The sequence below is a fragment of the Microbispora oryzae genome, assembly GCF_017896165.1.
Classification (GTDB): Bacteria; Actinomycetota; Actinomycetes; order Streptosporangiales; family Streptosporangiaceae; genus Microbispora; species Microbispora oryzae.
In genome coordinates, this window is the sequence record NZ_JAFCNB010000011.1 from 202,081 (window position 1) to 220,082 (window position 18,002).

The window sequence follows — 18,002 nt, forward strand, 5'->3', positions numbered from 1 at the left end:
GCGCCGGCCGAGGACCGAGAGCCGGGGATGGTGGGGTTCGCCTCACCATGAGCTCGGAGGCCGGGGCCATGTCGCAGGCCCGCCGCGGAACCCTACGGTGGGCCCTATGACCCCCTCACCCTGGGAAAGGATCCGGGCGGGCTACTCCGGGCGGGAATGGCTCCGTACGGTCCACATCGCGGTCGGCCTGCCGACCGGTCTGCTCGCCGCGACCGTCATCATCGGGCTGGCCATCCTGTCGGTGGTGTTCGTGTGGACCGTCATCGCGCCGGTCGTCGGGCTGCCGCTGCTGTTGTGGGCTGTGCCGTTCTTCACCCGGGTGCAGCGGGCCAGGTTCTCGGCCTACCTTGGGGTGGACATCCCGCCCATTCCACCGCCCGGGCCCGGGGTCGGCCCGCTGCGGCGGTTGATCCAGCGGGCTCGCAGGCGGAGCACCTGGCGGCAGGTGGCCTACCATCTCCTCGCTCCGCTCATCAGCGCCGCCGGGGCGATCGGACTGGCCGCCACCTGGTCGGGAGGGGTGGCCGGGGTCATCCTCGCCCTGAGGGCGTTGTTCGCGGGCGACACGTGGTGGTGGGCGCCGCCCGCGATCTTCGCCCTGGCGGGGTTCCTGCTCGGCCCCTGGGTGGCCCGCGTGATCAGCACGCTCGACACGCTGGCGGCTGAGGCGCTCCTGGGGCCCAGCCTCAGCGACGAGCTGGCTCAGCGGGTGGAGACGCTGCAGGTGAGCCGGACGGAGTTGATCGAGGCGGCCGACGCGGAGCGGCGGCGGATCGAGCGGGATCTGCACGACGGAGCCCAGCAGCGGCTGGTGTCGCTCGCGATGGACCTCGGCATGGCCCGGGCCGTCCTCACCGACCTGCCCGAACCGGCCAGGGAGGTCATCGCGCGGGCACACGAGGAGTCGAAGCTGGTGCTGAAGGAACTACGCGAATTCGTCCGCGGCCTCCACCCGGCCGTACTGAACGACCAGGGACTCGACGCGGCGCTGTCCGGCATCGCGAGCCGGGTGCGGGTGCCGGTCCGGCTGTGCGTGGAACTCGACGCCAGGCCCTCGCCGGCGATCGAGGCCGTGGCGTTCTTCGTCGTGTCCGAGGCGCTCGCCAACGTCGCCAAACACGCGCGGGCGTCCGCCGCCGAGGTGACGGTCCGGACCGAGGAGGGGCGTCTCCGCCTGTCCGTACGGGACGACGGGCGGGGCGGCGCGGATCCGCACGGCGGAGGGACCGGGCTGCGCGGCCTGGCCCAGCGGGTCGGCTCGGTCGACGGCACCCTGACGATCGAGAGCCCGAGGGGCGGCCCGACGACGATCGAGGCGGATCTGCCGTGCGTGTAGTGCTCGCCGAGGACTCGGTCCTGCTCAGGGAGGGGCTCGTCCGCCTGCTCGACGCGGCGGGCATGGCGGTCGTGGCGGCGGTGGCCGATGCCGAGGCGCTGCTGCGTGCGGTCGACGAGCATGACCCCGACCTCGTGCTGACCGACGTGCGGATGCCGCCGACGCACACCGACGAGGGGCTGCGGGCGGCGCTGGTCCTGCGCAGGCAGCGGCCCGATCTCGCGATCCTGGTGCTCTCGCAGTACGTCGAGGAACGGTATGCGACCCAGTTGCTGTCGACCACGACCACCGGGGTCGGTTATCTCCTCAAGGACCGGGTGGCCGACGTCGCCGAGTTCCTGGACGCGCTGCGCCGGGTCGCGGCCGGCGGCACCGCCCTGGATCCCGAGGTGGTGGCTCAACTCCTGGTCCGGCGCCGCAGCGATCCGCTCGACCGGCTGACCCGCAGGGAGCACGAGGTGCTCGCGTTGATCGCGGAGGGTCGGTCGAACGCCGGTATCGCCGAGGCTCTGGTGATCACCGAGAGCGCCGTGGGCAAGCACATCAACAACATCTTCACGAAGCTCGAGCTGACGGGCGCGGAGAAGGACCATCGACGCGTGCTCGCCGTACTGCGCTTCCTGAAGATCTGAGAGAGGACACACCGATGGGCAGCCGCGCCCGCAGAGCCTGGATCGCCGTGGGCGGCGCGTTCACCGCGATCTCCGTGATAGTCGTCGCCTTCGCGATCTCGGACGGGATCAGAGTGGGCCACGGCTTCGGCGGAAGGTCCGGCCCGCCGCCACCACGGGTGATGAAGACCGAGCTGTCCTCCCGCGCGTACTCGCTGCTGGCGTCGGTCGTCGTCGTCGAGGCCGCCGGGCGGACCAGTGTGCGCGTTCTGCCCGGCCCGCCCGGCCGCCTCTCCGTGCTGAGAGAGCTGACGTGGTACGACGACGACCGCGGCGGGGACCTGAAGGAGACGTGGGAGAACGGCCGCAAGCTCAGCGTCGATCTCGACTGCCCTCGCGACGAGTGCCATGCCACCTACACGCTGACCGTGCCGTCGGGCACCCGGGTCGAGATGCGGACGCCCGACGGGGAACGGTCGTGCCTGTCCGAGGAGTGCGCGGCCCAAGCGGCCCCGGCCCCGCCGTCCCCCGAGGTCCCGCCCTCCGCGGCGCCGTCGCCCAAGGCGCCGTCTCCCGCGGCACCGCCGTCCGCGGCGCCGTTGCCCGACGCGCCGTCGCCCGGGACCGTCTAGTCCAGGGCGCCTTCGAGGCGGAGAAGATGGTCCTTGGCCGCGGGCCCCCCGGCGTATCCGCCGAGCGCGCCGGGCGCCTCGATCGCCCGGTGGGACGGCACGATCACGCAGACGGGGTTGGCCGTCAGGGCGTTGGCCACCGCGTGTGGCGCCTGCGGCCGGCCGATCCGCAGGGCCACCTCCTGGTAGGTCGTGACACTCCCGTAGGGCACCGACATGACCATCTGGACCACGGTCCGCGCGAACCCGGTGGCGAGCTGGAGGTCGACCGGCGTGGAGAAGGCCCGGAGCCGGCCGGCGAAGTAGGCGTCAAGCTCGCGCCGTACGGGATCCAGGCGGCGGGGATCGGGCCCGATGAACGAGCCGACGGACTTGTGGACCCGGGCGTAGACCGTGTGCTCGTCGTCATAGCTGCACGCCACCACACCACGGGCCGTCACGGCGAGGGTCAGACGGCCGACGGGCGTGTCGGCGGTGCCGAATGCCACGTCGGGCGGGGACTTTCCCACATACCCCGGCGCGGTCACGCGCAGCAGGGCTTCGAGGTCCCCTGAGGACATTGGCGCCCCACTTCCTCTCGCTCTGTGGAGGCAGCGTATCGGAGCGGTCGCGAGGTGGTGGAAAAGCACATGATCAATGGGGAAAGACGGCACGATTGGGGGCGTGGGCGGCGACTGGAACAACGAGGGGGGAGACGGCGACGGCATCGCGCAGGCCGTGCTCGCCAGCTCGCCGGATGCCATCTTCGCCGTCGACCGCGACCTGACGGTCCTCACCTGGAACTCCGCGGCGGAGCGGCTGTTCGGCTGGACGGCCGCGGAGTTGATCGGCAGGCGGGCCCCGATCGTCCCCGACGAGCTGGTGGCCGAGCACAACGCCGTCCTCGAACGGGCCCGCAACGGAGGCCGGGTGTCGCTGCTCACCAAGCGGCTCCACCAGGACGGCCGGCTCCTCGACCTGCGGGTCGACACCAGCGCCCTGTGCTCGGAGAACGGGGCGTTGCTCGGATATGTCAGCGTCTGCCACGCCGCGCAGGACGACGACGCCGCGCAGGGGCGGGCCGCGCGGCGCGCCACCCTGGTCAGCCGGCTGACCGACGTCGTGGGGGACATCAACGCCGAGCTCGACCTGTCCGTGGTGCTGGACCGGATCGCCGCGAGCCTCACCGAGCTGACCGGCGCGGACGCCGGCGGATTCGTGTCCATCGAGGGGGACAGGCTGCGCCTGGTCGGGGTCCACCGCCTGCCGGAGACGATGCGGGGCGCCACGGCCGACCTGCACACGAGCCTCGTCGGCAAGCTCCTGCGCACAGGCAAACCCGTCCTGCTGGAGACCGGCGGTGACGCCCTGCGCGACCTGGTCTGGGCGCGGCTGCCCGGGCTGCACACGATCGCCGTGGGGCTGGCGGCCGTGGGCGGACGGCCGTACGGGGCGCTCTACGCGCTGTTCGCGGGTGACCGGGCCGGGCATCTGGAGCTGGAGCTCCTCGAACTGCTCGCGGGCCACGCCGGCATCGCCGTCGGCAACGCCATGGCCTACCAGGAGGCGGTCCGGCAGCGCGCGCACGAGCGGGCGGTCTTCGACGCGAGCGCGGACGGCATCGCCGTGCTCGACGGGACGGGCAGGGTGACCAGGTGGAACCCCGCCGCCGCCGAGCTGACCGCTGTGCCCGCCGAGAAGGCGCTGGGCGGCCCGCCGCCGTTCCCGTTGCCGGCTCCGGGGGAGAAACTGACCTTCCAGCTCCCCTCCGGCCGCTGGCTCGACGTGCTGTGCGCGGAGATCAGGGAGACGGGGGAGACCGTCGTCGACTTCCGCGACGTCACCCGGGCCAAGGAGCTGGAGGAGGCCAAGGACCTGTTCCTCGCCACGACCAGCCACGAGCTGCGGACTCCTGTCACGATCGTGCGCGGTTTCGCCGGCACGCTCGACTCCCGATGGGATCACCTGTCCGACGCGGACCGGCGCGCCGCCGTGCACACCATCGCGGAGCGCGCCCGGTCGCTCGGGCGGCTGCTCGACCAGTTGCTGCTCGGGGCGCGGGCGGGCGCCGGCGAGCTGGAGGTCAAGGTCGAGACATTCGATCTGGGCGAGCGGGTGCGGGTGGCGACCGACGGCCTACCCGTTCTGTCCGACCGGCACCGCGTCGAGGTGGACATCCCGCCGGGCCTGCCGCCCGTGTACGGCGACGCGCTGGCGACGGACATTCTCCTCGGGCAACTGCTGGAGAACGCGTTCAAGTACTCCCCGGACGGCGGCCTGATCAGGGTGCAGGCGTGGCCGGAGTCGGGGCGGGTCGTCCTCGCGGTGGACGACGAGGGGCTGGGCATCGCCGCCGCCGACCGCGAGCGGGTCTTCGAGCGGTTCGTCCAGGTCGACACGGGTGACAGGCGCAGGTTCGGCGGAGTGGGGCTGGGCCTCTACATCGTGCGGAGCCTGGCCCGGGCGCAGGGCGGCGACGTCACGGCCCTCGCCCGCCCGGGCGGCGGGACCCGGATGCGGGTCGTGCTCGACGCGGCCTCCACTACCTGATCCGGCCCAGCGTGGCGGTAACGAGGCCGCCATCCGACGACTGATCTACTGTCCAATGTGCACAAGCTGTGATCGGACGGCGGTTTCCCGTCCGATGGAACGGGGCATTTCGGTCCTGGGGCTGGACTCCGCCGGGGGTATGAAGTCGGGGAGGTGAGTGCGTCGAGCGCCGTGATGCTGCCGTACGCACCGTCGAGCGTCGCCATCGCACGCCAGCGCCTCACCACGGAACTGCTGGCCACGGGACTGGTCGCCGACACGGTCGACGACGTCGTCCTCGTGATGAGCGAACTGCTCAGCAACGCCCTGCGACATGCGCATCCCCTGCCTTCCGGCCAGCTCAGGGTGACCTGGATCTGCTCGGAGGGCCAGATCGAGGTGGCCGTGAGCGACGGCGGCGCGCACACGCAACCACGGGCCGGGCGGCCGCCCCTCTCCTCGCTCGGCGGCCGGGGCCTGGGCATCGTGGAATACCTGGCGGACCGCTGGGGAGTCCGCCACGACGACGATTCGACCACCGTGTGGGCGATCGTGGTGGGTTCATGGCCGACCCGAAACGGTCAAGCCGAAAAGACCGGAACCCCCGCTCTGCGCGAGGTGGGTTGACCTGGCAGGCGTACGGCGCCTCGACCGGGTGGCGTGCCGGCGCGGCGTCGATCGTGACCGCGCGCCGACACGGCCTGGCTTCCTAACGTGACAGCTTGCCGACGACGGTGATCACCGCGACGACGATGAACGCGATAACGGCGATCATGAAGAGGAACTTCAGTGTCGCGAAAAGCGCGGGGATCACGAATCCGAACACCAGCCAGACGGCCAGGATGATCCCCAGGACGGTCAGAGCGATACGGGCCATAGGGTCAAGGTACGCGGTGCGACCGACAACCGCGAGGATGATCGAGATGCCGGTGCCGGTTCGTTCCCGCAGCTCGGATGATCTTTGGGTAGTGCAAGGTTTCACGTGAATCATGCCTTTTCGGCATGACCGGGTGAAGGCGGGTGGCTCCGATCCGGAACGACTTCCGCGTTCCCGGGGCCCGGCCGAGGGCCTACCGTGAACGTGTGTCACCCGGAGCAACCCCATGACGGCCGGTTCGGCGTCCCGTGTCCTCGTCGTGGACGACGACCCCACAGTGGCCGAGGTCGTGGCCCGCTACCTCGAACGGGACGGCCACCGCGTCGAGTGCGTCGGCGACGGCGCCGAAGCCCTGCGGCGCGCTCTCGCCGACCCGCCCGACCTGCTCGTCCTCGACCTCATGCTGCCCAAGATGGACGGCCTGGAGGTCTGCCGGAAGCTGCGGGAACGCTGGCCGGTCCCCGTGATCATGCTGACCGCCCTCGGTGAGGAGATCGACCGCGTCGCCGGGCTTGAGACGGGCGCGGACGACTACGTGACCAAGCCGTTCAGCCCGCGCGAACTCGCCCTCCGCGTCCAGTCCGTGCTGCGCCGGGCGCGCGGGGCGCTCGTGCCGACGGGCACCGGGGTGCTGCGCGACGGCGACCTGGTCGTGGACGTCGGCGCGCACGAGGTGCGCCTGAACGAGGAGGAGATCACGCTGACGGCCCGCGAGTTCGATCTCCTGGCCTACCTGCTGCGCAACCCCCGGCAGGCCTTCAGCCGCACGGCCCTGCTGAACCAGGTGTGGGGCTGGTCGTTCGGCGACTCCTCGACCGTGACCGTGCACGTGCGCAGGCTCAGGGAGAAGATCGAGCCCGATCCGACCGATCCCCGGCGGATCGTGACGGTCTGGGGGGTCGGCTACCGATACGAGCCGCTGCGATGATCACCCAGATCGTCGTGGTGACGGCGGGGCTCGGCGCGCTCATCGCGGCCCTCGGCCTCGCCCTGCTCAAGGTTCTGCGGCGCCGCTCGATCGGCGTGATGCTGACGGTCGTGGCGGCCGTGACGGTGGCCGCCACGCTGGCCGGCGTGGTGGCGATCACCCTCGAAATGGTCATCAACGGGGAACCCAAGAACATCGTCCTCACCGTGGTCGCCATCGGCGGGCTCGTCGGGCTCGGCGTCGCGCTGATCAACGCCAGGAAGGTCGTGCACGCGAGCCGGGTCCTGGTCGACGCCGTGGAGACCATGCCGCCCTCCGGGCACTTCACGGCGCCGCAGGTGCCGCTGCCCGCCGAGCTGGAGACCATCGCCAGGGCGCTCGAACAGGCCTACGAGCGGCTGCGCGTGGGCCGCGAACGGGAGCGGGCCCTCGAAAGCGCCCGCCGGGAACTGGTCGCCTGGGTCAGCCACGACCTGCGTACCCCGCTCGCCGGGCTGCGGGCCATGGCCGAGGCGCTCGAGGACGGCGTGGCCGCCGAGCCCGAGACGATCAAGCGGTATCACGTACAGATGCGGCTGGAGGCCGACCGGCTGGCCGGCATGGTCGACGACCTGTTCGAGCTGTCGCGCATCCACGCCGGCTCGCTGCGGCTGAACCGGGCCCGGGTCGGGCTCGGCGACCTGCTCGCCGACGCGCTCGCCGGGGTGGAGCCGCTCGCCGCCGTCAAGCACGTGAGGCTCCAGGGAGAGGCCGACCCGGCGCTGCCCGTCGATGTGGACGCCGACCAGTTGTCCCGGGCCGTACGGAACCTGGTGGTGAACGCGATCCGGCACACCCCGGCGGGGGGAGTCGTCCGGGTGCGGGCGATCGAGACCGGAGACCGGGCCACCCTCGCCGTGCTCGACGAGTGCGGCGGCATCCCCGAGGACGATCTGCCGCGGGTCTTCGACGTCGCCTTCCGCGGGGAGGCCGCCCGGACTCCCGGGCCGGACGGCGGGGCGGGGCTGGGCCTCGCCATCGCCAAGGGCGTGATCGAGGCCCACGAGGGCGAGATCGGCGTGGTCAACGACGGACCGGGCTGCCGCTTCGAGATCCGGCTTCCCCTGGCCGTACGCACCTGAGGGCAGGGGACGCGCCGAGCTCAGGGGTCGGTCTGGTGCTCCAGCTGGCCGCGCCACGCGGGCACTTCGACGTCGGGCTCGCGCCGGACGTCGCGCTCGCGGTCGGCGAACGCCTCCGCCATCGCCCGGAACGTCGGGCAGGGCCAGCGCCACATGCAGCTGCGGCACCGGAGGATCGGGTTGGCCGGGTCGCTGGAGATGCCGCCCGCGTCCCTGGGCTGATGGAGGTCGAGCAGGCGGATGCCCAGCTCGGCGAAGCCGAGCAGCTCCTCGCGGGCCTCGGTGAGGAAGTCGAGATCCTCGACGGCCAGCCGTGCGGTCACCGGGACGTAGCCCTCGCGGTTGATCAGGCTCCGCAGCGGCTCGGCCGCCTCACGCCAGGAGGACGCCTTCTCGGTGCGGACCTGGATGGCCTCCAGCCGTTCCCGCAGCCTCTGCCGGTGTGGATCCTCGAAGAAATCACTGTTCATCATGCTGTCGGGCCCACTGTGCTCGGCGCCCGCCCTCCTCTTCGAAGTGACGACCAAGACGCGGAGGTTCCGGGGCCCTCCATCCGGCAAGCCGGCGTCGCATAGCGTCAAGCTTCGCGCACTCGCCGTTTGCGTGAGGCCGGAATCGGGGACAAAGCGCGGACGACTCTTCGACGATTCCGCTGGAACGTGACCCGGGGCCGGTACGGCGCTAGTGTGCGGCTCGTGGAGCTCAAAGTCGCGACGCAATCCCACGCCGGTCAGGCCGTCATGGCCGTCGCCGGCGAAATCGATCTGTACACCGCTCCCCGGCTGCAGGCGGAGTTCACCCGCCTGCTGGAAACCGAGCCGGATCGGGTGGTCATCGACATGTCCGGGGTGGAGTTCTGCGACTCCACGGGCATGAACGTGCTGCTGTCGGCGCTCAAGCGGCTGCGCGAGCGCGGAGGCGTGCTCGAAGTGGCGGCGCCCAGGCCGGCGGTACGGAAGATCCTCCAGGTCACCGGCCTGGACTCGGTCTTCACCGTGCACGAGACCCTGCCGGACGACCTGCTCACGGCTGAGCCGCAGGGCTAGCCGCATGGGTGAGCTTGTGGTCCCGGAGCCGGACACCGCAGTGGTGATCCCGGCGAAGGACGAGGCCGAGCGCATCGCCGCCACGGTCTCGGCCGCCCTGAAGCTGCCCGGTGTGGATCTCGTGGTCGTGGTCGACGACGGCTCGGCCGACGAGACCGGCCGGGCGGCCAGGGCGGCCGGGGCCAGGGTGGTGCGGCACAGCCGCAACAAGGGCAAGGCCGCCGCCATGGAGAGCGGAGCGGAGGCCGTGCGCCTCCTCGACGAGGAGAAGGCACGCAACCTGCTCTTCCTCGACGCCGACCTCGGCGAGACGGCCGGCGCCGCGCACGAGCTGATCGTGCCGGTGCGCACGGGCTCGGCCGACATGACGATCGCGGTGTTCGCCACCCGGGTGAAGCTGGGCGGTCACGGCGCCGTGGTGCGGCTGGCCCGCGACGGCATCAAGCGGCTGACCGGCTGGTCGGCGACCCAGCCTCTCAACGGGCAGCGGTGCCTGACCCGGGCGGCGTTCGAGGCGGCCAGGCCGCTCGCCCACGGCTTCGGCGTGGAGACGGGCATGACCGTCGACCTGCTCAGGAAGGGTTTCCGGATCGTCGAGGTGGAGGTCGACATGGCCCACCGGGCGACCGGCACCGACTGGCGGTCGCAGCTGCACCGGGCCCGGCAGCTCCGCGACGTCGGCCTCGCCCTGGCCGCCCGCGAGCCCGCCGTCCGGCAGGGCTGGGACGCGCTGCGCCCCCGACCGCGCTCGTGACCTTACCGAGGTCGTCCACGCCTGCCGTCGCAGAGCCGCAGCGTCTTCTGTCGCGGGCCGCGACGGTGGCGGGTGCCCTGTCGATCCTTTGCACGGTCACGATCGGGCTCCTCGGCCCATCGGCGATGGTCCCGGAGCTGCCCGGCGCGCCCTGGCAGCCGCCGTACTCGCTGGGGCTCGCGCCCGGCGGCCACCTGGTCGTCGCGCTGGGAGCGGTGGCGATCATCCTCGGCGGCGCCGGTCTGGCGGCCGGTCTCGCGGTGCCCGGCAGGCTCCCCCGGCCTCGCGTGCTGCTCCTCGCCGGGTGCCTGGCGGCCGCCGTGCTGACCTTCCTGCCGCCCTCGGGCTCCTCCGACCACCTCAACTACGCGGCGTACGGACGGATGGCGGCGCTCGGGTACGACCCGTACGTCACCGTGGCCGCTGACCTGCCGGCCGACCCGCTGATCGGGCGGGTCGAGGAGTGGCGCGGCACACCCAGTGTGTACGGCCCCGTCGCGACGATCGTGCAGTCTCTCGCGGCCCATGTGGGCGGCGACTCGCTGCGGCTGACGGTCTTCGCACTGGAGCTGGCCAACCTCGTCGCGTTCGTCGCCGCGGCCCTGGTGCTCCACCGGGCCACCCGGGACGATCCCGTACGGCAGGCCAGGGCGGCCCTGCTGTGGACGGTCAACCCGCTGCTCCTCTACCAGCTCGCGGCCGGCATGCACCTCGACACCCTGGCGATCGCCCTGGTGGTGGGCGGGCTGGTGGCCCGCCGGGGCGTGCTGCTCGGGCTGGGCGTCGCCGTCAAGGTCACGGCAGGTCTGGTCGCCCTGGGCACCGCCTGGGAGTTGCGGCGCCAGCCCGGACGCCTGGCCCTGGTCGCCGTGTCGGCGACGGCGACCGTCGTCACGCTCTACTGGCTGGCTGGGCCCCACGCGCTCGACCAGGTGCTCGACGCCAGCAAAACCGTGTCCCTGGCCACGCCGTGGATGCTCGTGAAGCGGGCCGCCCAGTCGATCAGCTCGGGGTCGTACCACGCGTTGATCCAGATCGGCTCGCTGCTGCTGATGGCGGTGCTCGCCGTCCTGCTGCTGCGGCGGCTGTCGCCGGGGGACGCCGACGCCCCCGGACGGCACGCGGCGCCTTCAACCGGTCCTGCGGGCGCCGGAGTGGCCCTCGCCCTCACGACCGCCTGGTTGTTCGCCACGCCGTACGCCCTGCCCTGGTATGACGGCCTGGCGTTCGCGCTGGTCGCGCTGGTCCCGGCCACAGGCCTGGACGGTTTCCTGACGGCCCGGCTCACCGCCCTCTCCCTGGCGTATCTCCCGGCGCGTCAGGCCGGGCAGCCCGCCGACCTGGAATGGCTGGTCAGCGTGGTCAGGTCGCTGGCGGTGCCGGCGTTCCTGCTCGCGCTGACTGCATGCCTGATCTGGTGGGCGGTGGCGACCCGAGCTCCAGCGCCCGGGCAGACGCCGCGAGAGTCAGCGGTACGGCCACCGTCAGGGCCATCGCCGGGATCGCGATCCCGGAGTCGTTGAGCAGAAAGCCCGCCAGCGCGGTGGTGAGCGCCGCGACGAGCCCCGCGCGCAACTCGGGAGCCCGGCCGTAGGCGAGACTGAGCGCGGAGGCGCCCCACCGCGACGGGCGGGACAGCACGAGGAACAGGAACGCCAGCGCCACCAGCGACAGCGCCGTGAGCCACCCGTTGCCCAGGTTGTGGATCATCGCGCTCAGCTTGCGGCCGACCACCAGGCCGCCCTCGCCGTCGACGACCTGCTGGACGAAGGCGCCGAGATGGGTCCGCTGCTCGTCGGGCCGGAGCCAGTCGGCCACCGCGATCAGCGCGATGAACACCGCGCCGCCGACCCCGATCAGCCCGAGACGGGCGACCGACACCCGCCGGCCGGTCAGCAGCAGGAGGAACACGGCCAGACCCACCACGAACGGCGGCACCCCGCCGAAGTCGGCCCCCCAGCCGGGCCAGCCGTCGCCCACGATCGCCAGCAGCCCGTACGCCAGGCAGACGGCCACGGCGGCGCGCCTGCGGCGTCCGAACGCGTGCGCGACCCCGGCCAGCAGCAGGAGGGTCCCCGTGGAGTAGGTGGCGAAGGCCATGTTGCCGAAGCCGTAGAAGCGGCCTCCGGTGACCGGCTCGTATCCCGTGACCGCGTTGACCTGCAGGTGAGAGCCCGTCATGACGTCGAGGAGCAGGGCGAGCGAGCTCACCCCGGCGACGACCGAGGGGGGCCCGAGGACGCTCCCCCGCCAGGGACCGGCGAAGGCGAGCGCGGTGATCAGCCCGGCGAACGCCAGGATCGTCACCAGCACGGCGGGCATCGGGTGGGCGAAGCTCCACCACGGCACGAGCTGCGCGAGGAACGTCGACACCGGGAGCGCGGCGCTCACCACCGCGACCACCCGCGTCGCGGTGAGCATGCGCCGGTGCCGCCGGACGACGGCCGACGCCAGCGCGTAGAAGAGCAGTTGCGCCACCACGAGCACGACGAAGAACGGCTCGCGCACCTGCCTGAGCACCTGACTGGCCAGATCGGCGTCGGAAAGCCGGGTGATCGCGGCGCGTCCGGACGTCGCGGCCGCGCCGTTCTCCCACGGCCGGCCGACGACGCCCTGGGGAGTGGGCAGGCCGAGCGCGTGGGTGACCGTCGCGGTCAGGTCGGTGAGGGTGACCAGCGCCTCCTGCCGCGTCGACGGCGCGGTCAGCGACCCCGGCCGGTACGGCTCCCGCGCCCCGCCCGCGCCTCCCAGACCGGCGCCCCCCAGTCCGGCGCCTCCCGGGCCCGCGGCGACCGCGACGTGCAGGTGCGCGGTGGATCCCGAGTCGGCCAGCCCGGCCACGAGTACGGTCGACCCGGCGGGCACCCGGGCCAGGACCTGCCCGACCGTCCGGTCGGCGGCGGCGACGGCCGCCCGGCGCGCGGCACCGGCGAGATCGCCTCCCCCATCGGCCGCCCCGGGCGTCCCGGAGGCGGCCGCGCCCGTCCAGGCCCGGGTGATGTCGTCCGCCTCGGCGATCACGAGGCTGTACGGCGTGAGGTCGGGCAGCCCGGACACGTCGGGCGCGTATCTCCCGATCCGGCCAAACCCGTCGGCGGCGGCGAGCGCGGCCCCCGGCCCGGCGGCGGCCACTGTGCCTCCCGCCGCGGTGACCGTACGGCCGAGCAGCCCCAAAGTGGCCCGGAACGGGCTCGATCGCTGGAGGGCCGCCAGCTCGGCCCAGCCGGGGACGGTGGCGGAGCCGTCCGGGGCCGCCACCGGCGTGGGCGCGGGACCGCACCGTGTGCCGGGCGCCGCAGCCCGCTGACCGGCCGAGACCGTGAGCCATCCGGCCGCGGGGCAGGTGACCGGCAGGCCCTCGGGCGGGACCACCCGCGTCGACAGCGAGGCCGTGCCGCCCTTGGCCGCCAGGCTCCACAGGTTGGGCGTGCGGGCCGGGTCGAGATCGTCCCAGCGCAGGCCGGGCACGCCGATGACGATCACCCGCCCCTCGGGCCGTGCCGCGGCCTCGGCAGGCGCCGCGACGCCCGTCAGGCCGCCTGCCAGGAGGGCTCCCACGGCGAGCACCGCGGCGAAAACCGCCCGCGCGTACGCGCGGCCTCGGGCGGGCCGGGGCGGTGTGGGGCGGCCTGGCGACGGGCGGCCCGGTGAGCGGTGGGCACCACTCTCGGCTGGCACGGTTGTCCGGCTCCTCGCTCGTGACGGGACGTCTGGGCCGACGTCGGGGACAGGGTCCACGGTAACCTGCCTGCTCGTGACGACTGGCCGGACGACCGCGGGCAGGCCACCGGCGTGGGCCTGGGCCCTCGCGCTGCTGGCGATCGCCGCGGCCGTGGCGCCGCTGGTCCACTACTGGCTGACCAACCCGGCCGACCAGCGCCTGGTCGACCTGGACGTCTACCGTACGGGCGGCTGGGCCCTGCTGACCGGCCTTCCGGTCTACGGCGTGATCACTCCGGCACCGCAGCTCCTCCCGTTCACCTATCCGCCCGTCGCCGCCATGCTGGCCGTGCCGCTCGCCGAGATGTCGTGGCCGGCCGCGCAGTGGGTGTGGACGGCGGGGATCGTGGCCGCCCTCGTGGTCACAGGTGGGTGCGCCTTCCGCCCGCTCCTGCGGTCGCTGCCCGGCCGATGGGCGGCGCCGCCGGCACTGGCGCTGCTCACCGCCGCCTGCGCCTATCTGATGCCGATCAGGGATCAGGTCAGGTTTGGGCAGGTCGATCTCTTCCTGCTGCTGCTGTGCCTGCTCGACTGCGTCGTCCGCCGGCCGAGGTGGCCCAGGGGAATGCTGATCGGCATCGCCACGGCGGTGAAGCTCACCCCCGGCGTGTTCCTGATCTACCTCGCGATCACCGGTTTCCCCCGGCGCGGCGGCGACGGGGAGTCGCGGCGGGCGTTCTTCCTGGGCGCGTTAACGGCCGCGCTGCTCACCGTGCTGCCGTTCCTCGTGATCTTCGACGACGCGCGGGACTACTGGTTCGGCGCTCTCCTCGACTCCGAGCGCCTCGGCGCCAACGCCGCCACGACGAACCAGTCGCTGCGCGGCATGCTGCTCAGGCTCTACCTGCCCGGCCCGTTCACCGCCGTCATCTGGCTGGCAGCCGTGGCGGTGATCGGCTGGTACGGCTTCCGCGCCGCCCGCCGGGCCCACCGGTCCGGCGACACCATGACCGCCGTCGCGCTGACCGGTCTGATGGCCGTGCTGCTGTCGCCGGTCGCGTGGATCCACCACATCGCCTGGGTGGTGATCGTCGTCGCCGCCCTCGCGGGCACGGGACGGGACCGGGTCAGGTCGCTGGTCGCCGCCGGTGTCTGGCTCTTCTACGTGCTGCCGGTGCCGTGGTGGGGCGTGTCGATCAAGGCGCTGGAGATCCCCGTGCTCAGCCCGGTCGTGGGGAAGATCGTCCAGGACGGCTTCGGTCTCGGCGCCGTCGCCCTCGTGTGGATTCTCGGGTCCTGGCTGCCCCGGCGCGTGGCGGACCGTCCCCAGATCTCCCGTTCCGCGTACGCCGACTTGCCCGACTGATTACGCTCGGTGCCGTGTTGATTACCGTTCTGGTGATGGCCGGGACGCTGTCCGGTGTGACCGGCCTGTCAATCGGGCTGGTCATGCTACGGCGGGCCCGCGGCTCGGTGGAGGAGTGCATGGACGCGCTCGCCCGCCGCGACGCCTTCGACGGCGCGATGGACAGCAGGGCGATCCGCGACGTCGCCGTCTACCGATACGACGCGCTCGACGAGATGACCGGGCGGCTGTCGTTCTCGGTGGCCCTGATCAACGGGTTCGGCGACGGCATCGTGCTCACCTCGATCAACGGCAGGACCGAGACCCGCACCTACGTACGACCGGTGAGCGGCGGCAAGGGCCTGCAACCGCTCTCCCCGGAGGAGGAGCACGCGGTCAGGGCGGCCCGGCTCGGCATCGGCCCCGAGGTGGAGCCCCAGCGGGTCCGTCGCTGACGGCGGGCGCGACCCAGCCTATTCAACCCATTCAGGTCACCCGGATCACCCGGAGAACGGCCGCCTGTGCGAATAGTCTGGTGGGCATGTCGAAGCTCGCGTATCTCGGCCCGCGGGGCACCTTCTGCGACGCCGCCCTGCGCCGGTTGGCGCCGGACGCCGAGAGCCTCGCCTGCGCCAACGTCGGGGCTGCCCTCGACGCGGCCCGCGACGGCACCGCCGACGGCGCCGTCGTCCCCCTGGAGAACTCGGTCGAGGGGGCGATCACCCAGACGCTCGACCAGCTGGCCCGGGGGGTGCCGCTCCTCATCACCGGGGAGCTGCTGTTGCCCGTGGAGTTCTCCCTGCTCGTACGGCCGGGGACCGAGTCGTGGCAGATCAAGCGGATCATCTCCCACCCTGCGGCCATCACCCAGTGCCGGGGATACGTCGAACGGGAGTTCCCCGACGCCGACGTGGTCGCCTGGCCGTCCACCGCGGCCGCCGCACAGGAGGTCGCCGCGGCCGGCTCGCCGTACGACGCGGCGATCAGCCCGGCCGTCGCGGCCGGCTATTACGGCCTGGCGGAGTTCGCCTCGGGCATCGGCGACCGGTCCGACACGGTGACCCGGTTCGTCCGGGTGAGCCGTCCCGGGTCGCTGCCCCAGCCCACCGGCGCCGACCGCACCTCGCTGGTCGTCTTCCTGCGCGACGACCATCCCGGCGCCCTGATGGAGATGCTGAGCGAGTTCGCGGTCCGCGGGGTCAACCTGAGCCGCATCGAGTCGCGTCCCACAGGCGACGGCATCGGCCACTACTTCTTCCACTTCGACTGCGAGGGCCACGTGGCCGACGCCAGGGTCGGGGAGGCGATCGCGGCCCTGCACCGGCGCTGTCTCGACGTGCGTTTCCTGGGCAGCTATCCCCGGGCCGACCGGGGCCGGCCGCGGATCGGGCCGGGCATGTCGGAGTCCGAATTCGCCGAGGCGGCGAGCTGGCTCGACCGGATCCGTTCCGGCGGCGCCTGATCAGAGGATCTAGGGTTCGGGAATCTCTGCCAGGTCCGGTCCGGGCGGATCGCGTGTGATGGGCGGGAGCCGTACCGGCTCCGGTAGCCTTTGATCCGTGATTGACCTGCGCACCCTTCGTGAGGACCCCGATCGTCTCCGGGCGTCGCAGCGCGCCCGCGGTGAGGACGATTCGGTCGTGGACGCCCTGCTCGCCCTGGACGAGCGCCGCCGTGCCGCGCTGACCGGCTTCGAGTCGCTCCGCGCCGAGCAGAAGAACATCGGCAAGTCGGTGTCCCGCGCCTCCGGCGACGAGCGGCAGGCGCTGCTCGACCGGGCGAAGGACCTGGCGGCGCAGGTCAAGGCCGCCGAGTCGGAGGCGGAGACGCTGGGCGGCGAGCTCGACGAGCTGCTCATGTCGGTGCCCAACATCGTCGAGGAGGGCGCTCCCGCCGGCGGTGAGGACGACTACGTCGTGCTGGAGGAGGTCGGCGAGAAGCCGGCGTTCGAGTTCACCCCGCGTGACCACGTGGAGCTGGGCGAGCTGCTCGACGCGATCGACATCGAGCGCGGCGCCAAGGTGTCGGGCGCCCGGTTCTTCTTCCTCAAGGGCGTCGGCGCCCGGCTCCAGCTCGGGCTGCTCACCATGGCCATGCAGCAGGCGGTCGAGGCGGGCTTCACCCCCATGATCACGCCGGTCCTGGTGAAGCCGGAGTCGATGCAGGGCACCGGCTTCCACATCGCGCACGACAAGGAGATCTACCGGCTGCCCGAGGACGACCTCTACCTGGTCGGCACCTCGGAGGTGCCGCTCGCGGCCTACCACGCCGACGAGATCCTCGACGTGCGCTCGCTGCCGCTGCGGTACGCCGGATGGTCGTCCTGCTTCCGCCGCGAGGCCGGTTCGTACGGAAAGGACACCCGGGGCATCATCCGGGTGCACCAGTTCGACAAGGTCGAGATGTTCTCCTACTGCCGGCCGGAGGACGCCCACGAGGAGCACCTGCGGCTGCTCGCCTGGGAGAAGGAGATGCTGGACAAGGTCGAGCTGCCGTACCGGATCATCGACACGGCGGCGGGCGACCTCGGCACGTCCGCGGCGCGCAAGTACGACTGCGAGGCGTGGATCCCGTCGCAGGGCCGCTACCGGGAGCTCACCTCGACGTCCAACTGCACCGACTTCCAGGCCCGCCGCCTGCGGGTGCGCACCCGCGACGCCGACGGCAGGCCGCAGCATGTCGCCACGCTGAACGGCACCCTCGCCACCACCCGCTGGATCGTCGCCATCCTGGAGAACCACCAGCAGGCGGACGGCTCGGTCGTGGTGCCCAAGGCGCTGCGGCCGTACGTTGGGCTCGACGTCCTGGAGCCGGTGTCCCGCTGAGGCCCGCGGGCCGCGGTTTCCACCCCGGACAGCACGGAAGGCGGGGTTCGCGATGCGAACCCCGCCTTCGGCGCGTCAGGTCAGATCAGAGACCGCGAACGTTGGACGCCTGCGGACCCTTCGGGCCCGCGATGACCTCGAACTCGACCCGCTGGCCGTCCTCGAGGTTCCGGTAACCAGAGCCGGTGATCGCGGAGAAGTGCACGAACACGTCCGGCTCGCCGCCGTCCGGTGCGATGAAGCCGAAGCCCTTCTCAGCGTTGAACCACTTGACGGTTCCCTGAGCCATTACTGCTCTCCCTAAGGATGAATCTTGGGGACCACACCTCGTGGACCCCGGGTGTGTCGCACAGCTCCCC

The 18,002-nt window shown here is 72.4% G+C and carries 18 protein-coding genes and 1 pseudogene; 14 read left to right on the plus strand and 5 right to left on the minus strand.

All coding sequences use genetic code 11. The features are described 5' to 3' along the window. Nucleotides 1–106: 106 nt before the first annotated feature. Genes JOL79_RS21025 through JOL79_RS21035 form a run of 3 tightly spaced genes read left to right on the plus strand, consistent with a single transcriptional unit; the run spans nt 107 to nt 2,579 of the window. Entirely contained in the window at nt 107–1,336 is a 1,230-nt protein-coding gene (locus JOL79_RS21025; RefSeq protein WP_210157570.1) for a sensor histidine kinase, read from the plus strand. Next, a complete protein-coding gene (locus JOL79_RS21030; RefSeq protein ID WP_210157571.1) occupies nt 1,327–1,968 on the plus strand; it encodes a response regulator transcription factor in 642 nt (213 codons plus the stop codon). Before JOL79_RS21025 ends, JOL79_RS21030 begins: the two co-directional genes overlap by 10 nt. Before the next feature lie 14 nt (nt 1,969–1,982). Then, nucleotides 1,983–2,579, plus strand: a complete 597-nt coding sequence (locus tag JOL79_RS21035; protein ID WP_210157572.1) for a hypothetical protein — start codon at nt 1,983–1,985, stop codon at nt 2,577–2,579. On the opposite strand, the gene JOL79_RS21040 is transcribed toward JOL79_RS21035, so the two are convergent. Then, nucleotides 2,576–3,139: a methylated-DNA--[protein]-cysteine S-methyltransferase gene (locus tag JOL79_RS21040; protein ID WP_210157573.1), complete on the minus strand. Its 564-nt coding sequence runs from the start codon at nt 3,137–3,139 to the stop codon at nt 2,576–2,578. The genes JOL79_RS21035 and JOL79_RS21040 overlap by 4 nt on opposite strands. Nucleotides 3,140–3,215: 76 nt before the next feature. Between JOL79_RS21040 and JOL79_RS21045 the strand changes: the two genes are divergently transcribed. Together JOL79_RS21045 and JOL79_RS21050 are read left to right on the plus strand one after the other, a co-directional pair. After that, nucleotides 3,216–5,108: a sensor histidine kinase gene (locus tag JOL79_RS21045; RefSeq protein WP_210157574.1), complete on the plus strand. Its 1,893-nt coding sequence runs from the start codon at nt 3,216–3,218 to the stop codon at nt 5,106–5,108. Nucleotides 5,109–5,261: 153 nt separating this feature from the next. Next, nucleotides 5,262–5,714, plus strand: a complete 453-nt coding sequence (locus JOL79_RS21050; protein WP_307848646.1) for an ATP-binding protein — start codon at nt 5,262–5,264, stop codon at nt 5,712–5,714. 82 nt (nt 5,715–5,796) lie between these two features. Here JOL79_RS21050 and JOL79_RS21055 read toward each other — a convergent pair whose 3' ends face one another. Continuing rightward, on the minus strand, nt 5,797–5,964 hold the full coding sequence (locus tag JOL79_RS21055; protein WP_210157575.1) for a hypothetical protein: 168 nt from the start codon (nt 5,962–5,964) through the stop codon (nt 5,797–5,799). 226 nt (nt 5,965–6,190) lie between these two features. Between JOL79_RS21055 and JOL79_RS21060 the strand changes: the two genes are divergently transcribed. Further along, nucleotides 6,191–6,892: a response regulator transcription factor gene (locus tag JOL79_RS21060; protein WP_210157576.1), complete on the plus strand. Its 702-nt coding sequence runs from the start codon at nt 6,191–6,193 to the stop codon at nt 6,890–6,892. Next, complete coding sequence (locus JOL79_RS21065; RefSeq protein WP_210157577.1) at nt 6,889–8,013, plus strand: sensor histidine kinase; 1,125 nt, start codon at nt 6,889–6,891, stop codon at nt 8,011–8,013. Before JOL79_RS21060 ends, JOL79_RS21065 begins: the two co-directional genes overlap by 4 nt. 20 nt (nt 8,014–8,033) lie before the next feature. Here the strand turns inward: JOL79_RS21065 and JOL79_RS21070 are convergent, their stop codons facing one another. After that, the gene (locus tag JOL79_RS21070) at nt 8,034–8,486 is read right to left on the minus strand and encodes a hypothetical protein (protein ID WP_230985143.1); all 453 of its coding nucleotides are present in this window, start codon (nt 8,484–8,486) and stop codon (nt 8,034–8,036) included. A 222-nt stretch (nt 8,487–8,708) separates the two neighbouring features. Here JOL79_RS21070 and JOL79_RS21075 point away from each other — a divergent pair, with 222 nt between their 5' ends. The 3 genes and pseudogenes from JOL79_RS21075 to mptB form a co-directional block, all read left to right on the plus strand. Next, nucleotides 8,709–9,059 carry an STAS domain-containing protein gene (locus JOL79_RS21075; protein WP_210157578.1) on the plus strand — a complete coding sequence of 117 codons (351 nt, stop codon included), beginning with the start codon at nt 8,709–8,711 and terminating at the stop codon, nt 9,057–9,059. 4 nt (nt 9,060–9,063) lie between these two features. Continuing rightward, nucleotides 9,064–9,813, plus strand: coding sequence for a glycosyltransferase family 2 protein (locus JOL79_RS21080; RefSeq protein WP_210157579.1), 750 nt, complete (start codon nt 9,064–9,066; stop codon nt 9,811–9,813). 125 nt (nt 9,814–9,938) lie between these two features. Continuing rightward, a pseudogene (gene mptB, locus JOL79_RS35845) lies at nt 9,939–10,631 on the plus strand (polyprenol phosphomannose-dependent alpha 1,6 mannosyltransferase MptB); the annotation flags it as partial. A gap of 544 nt (nt 10,632–11,175) precedes the next feature. Here the strand turns inward: mptB and JOL79_RS35850 are convergent. After that, on the minus strand, nt 11,176–13,371 hold the full coding sequence (locus JOL79_RS35850) for a hypothetical protein (protein ID WP_372446795.1): 2,196 nt from the start codon (nt 13,369–13,371) through the stop codon (nt 11,176–11,178). A 196-nt stretch (nt 13,372–13,567) separates the two neighbouring features. Here JOL79_RS35850 and JOL79_RS21090 point away from each other — a divergent pair, with 196 nt between their 5' ends. The 4 genes from JOL79_RS21090 (at nt 13,568) to serS (ending at nt 17,643) form a co-directional block, all read left to right on the plus strand. Next, on the plus strand, nt 13,568–14,839 hold the full coding sequence (locus tag JOL79_RS21090; RefSeq protein ID WP_307848648.1) for a glycosyltransferase 87 family protein: 1,272 nt from the start codon (nt 13,568–13,570) through the stop codon (nt 14,837–14,839). A 14-nt stretch (nt 14,840–14,853) separates the two neighbouring features. Further along, nucleotides 14,854–15,273 (plus strand): DUF4446 family protein, encoded by a 420-nt coding sequence (locus JOL79_RS21095; RefSeq protein ID WP_210157581.1) that lies wholly within the window; start codon nt 14,854–14,856, stop codon nt 15,271–15,273. Nucleotides 15,274–15,359: 86 nt separating this feature from the next. Beyond that, a complete protein-coding gene (gene pheA, locus JOL79_RS21100) occupies nt 15,360–16,280 on the plus strand; it encodes a prephenate dehydratase (RefSeq protein WP_210157582.1) in 921 nt (306 codons plus the stop codon). Nucleotides 16,281–16,377: 97 nt separating this feature from the next. Next, nucleotides 16,378–17,643, plus strand: coding sequence for a serine--tRNA ligase (serS, locus tag JOL79_RS21105; RefSeq protein ID WP_210157583.1), 1,266 nt, complete (start codon nt 16,378–16,380; stop codon nt 17,641–17,643). 85 nt (nt 17,644–17,728) lie between these two features. On the opposite strand, the gene JOL79_RS21110 is transcribed toward serS, so the two are convergent. After that, a complete protein-coding gene (locus tag JOL79_RS21110) occupies nt 17,729–17,932 on the minus strand; it encodes a cold-shock protein (protein ID WP_041952879.1) in 204 nt (67 codons plus the stop codon). Nucleotides 17,933–18,002: the final 70 nt, after the last annotated feature.

Coding starts and splice junctions, on each gene's coding strand:
- JOL79_RS21025 (WP_210157570.1), top strand. CDS start 107: ATGACCCCCTCACCCTGGGAAAGGATCCGGGCGGGCTACTCCGGGCGG.
- JOL79_RS21035 (WP_210157572.1), top strand. CDS start 1,983: ATGGGCAGCCGCGCCCGCAGAGCCTGGATCGCCGTGGGCGGCGCGTTC.
- JOL79_RS21040 (WP_210157573.1), bottom strand. CDS start 3,139: ATGTCCTCAGGGGACCTCGAAGCCCTGCTGCGCGTGACCGCGCCGGGG.
- JOL79_RS21045 (WP_210157574.1), top strand. CDS start 3,216: ATGGGGAAAGACGGCACGATTGGGGGCGTGGGCGGCGACTGGAACAAC.
- JOL79_RS21055 (WP_210157575.1), bottom strand. CDS start 5,964: ATGGCCCGTATCGCTCTGACCGTCCTGGGGATCATCCTGGCCGTCTGG.
- JOL79_RS21060 (WP_210157576.1), top strand. CDS start 6,191: ATGACGGCCGGTTCGGCGTCCCGTGTCCTCGTCGTGGACGACGACCCC.
- JOL79_RS21065 (WP_210157577.1), top strand. CDS start 6,889: ATGATCACCCAGATCGTCGTGGTGACGGCGGGGCTCGGCGCGCTCATC.
- JOL79_RS21070 (WP_230985143.1), bottom strand. CDS start 8,486: ATGATGAACAGTGATTTCTTCGAGGATCCACACCGGCAGAGGCTGCGG.
- JOL79_RS21080 (WP_210157579.1), top strand. CDS start 9,064: ATGGGTGAGCTTGTGGTCCCGGAGCCGGACACCGCAGTGGTGATCCCG.
- pheA (WP_210157582.1), top strand. CDS start 15,360: ATGTCGAAGCTCGCGTATCTCGGCCCGCGGGGCACCTTCTGCGACGCC.
- JOL79_RS21110 (WP_041952879.1), bottom strand. CDS start 17,932: ATGGCTCAGGGAACCGTCAAGTGGTTCAACGCTGAGAAGGGCTTCGGC.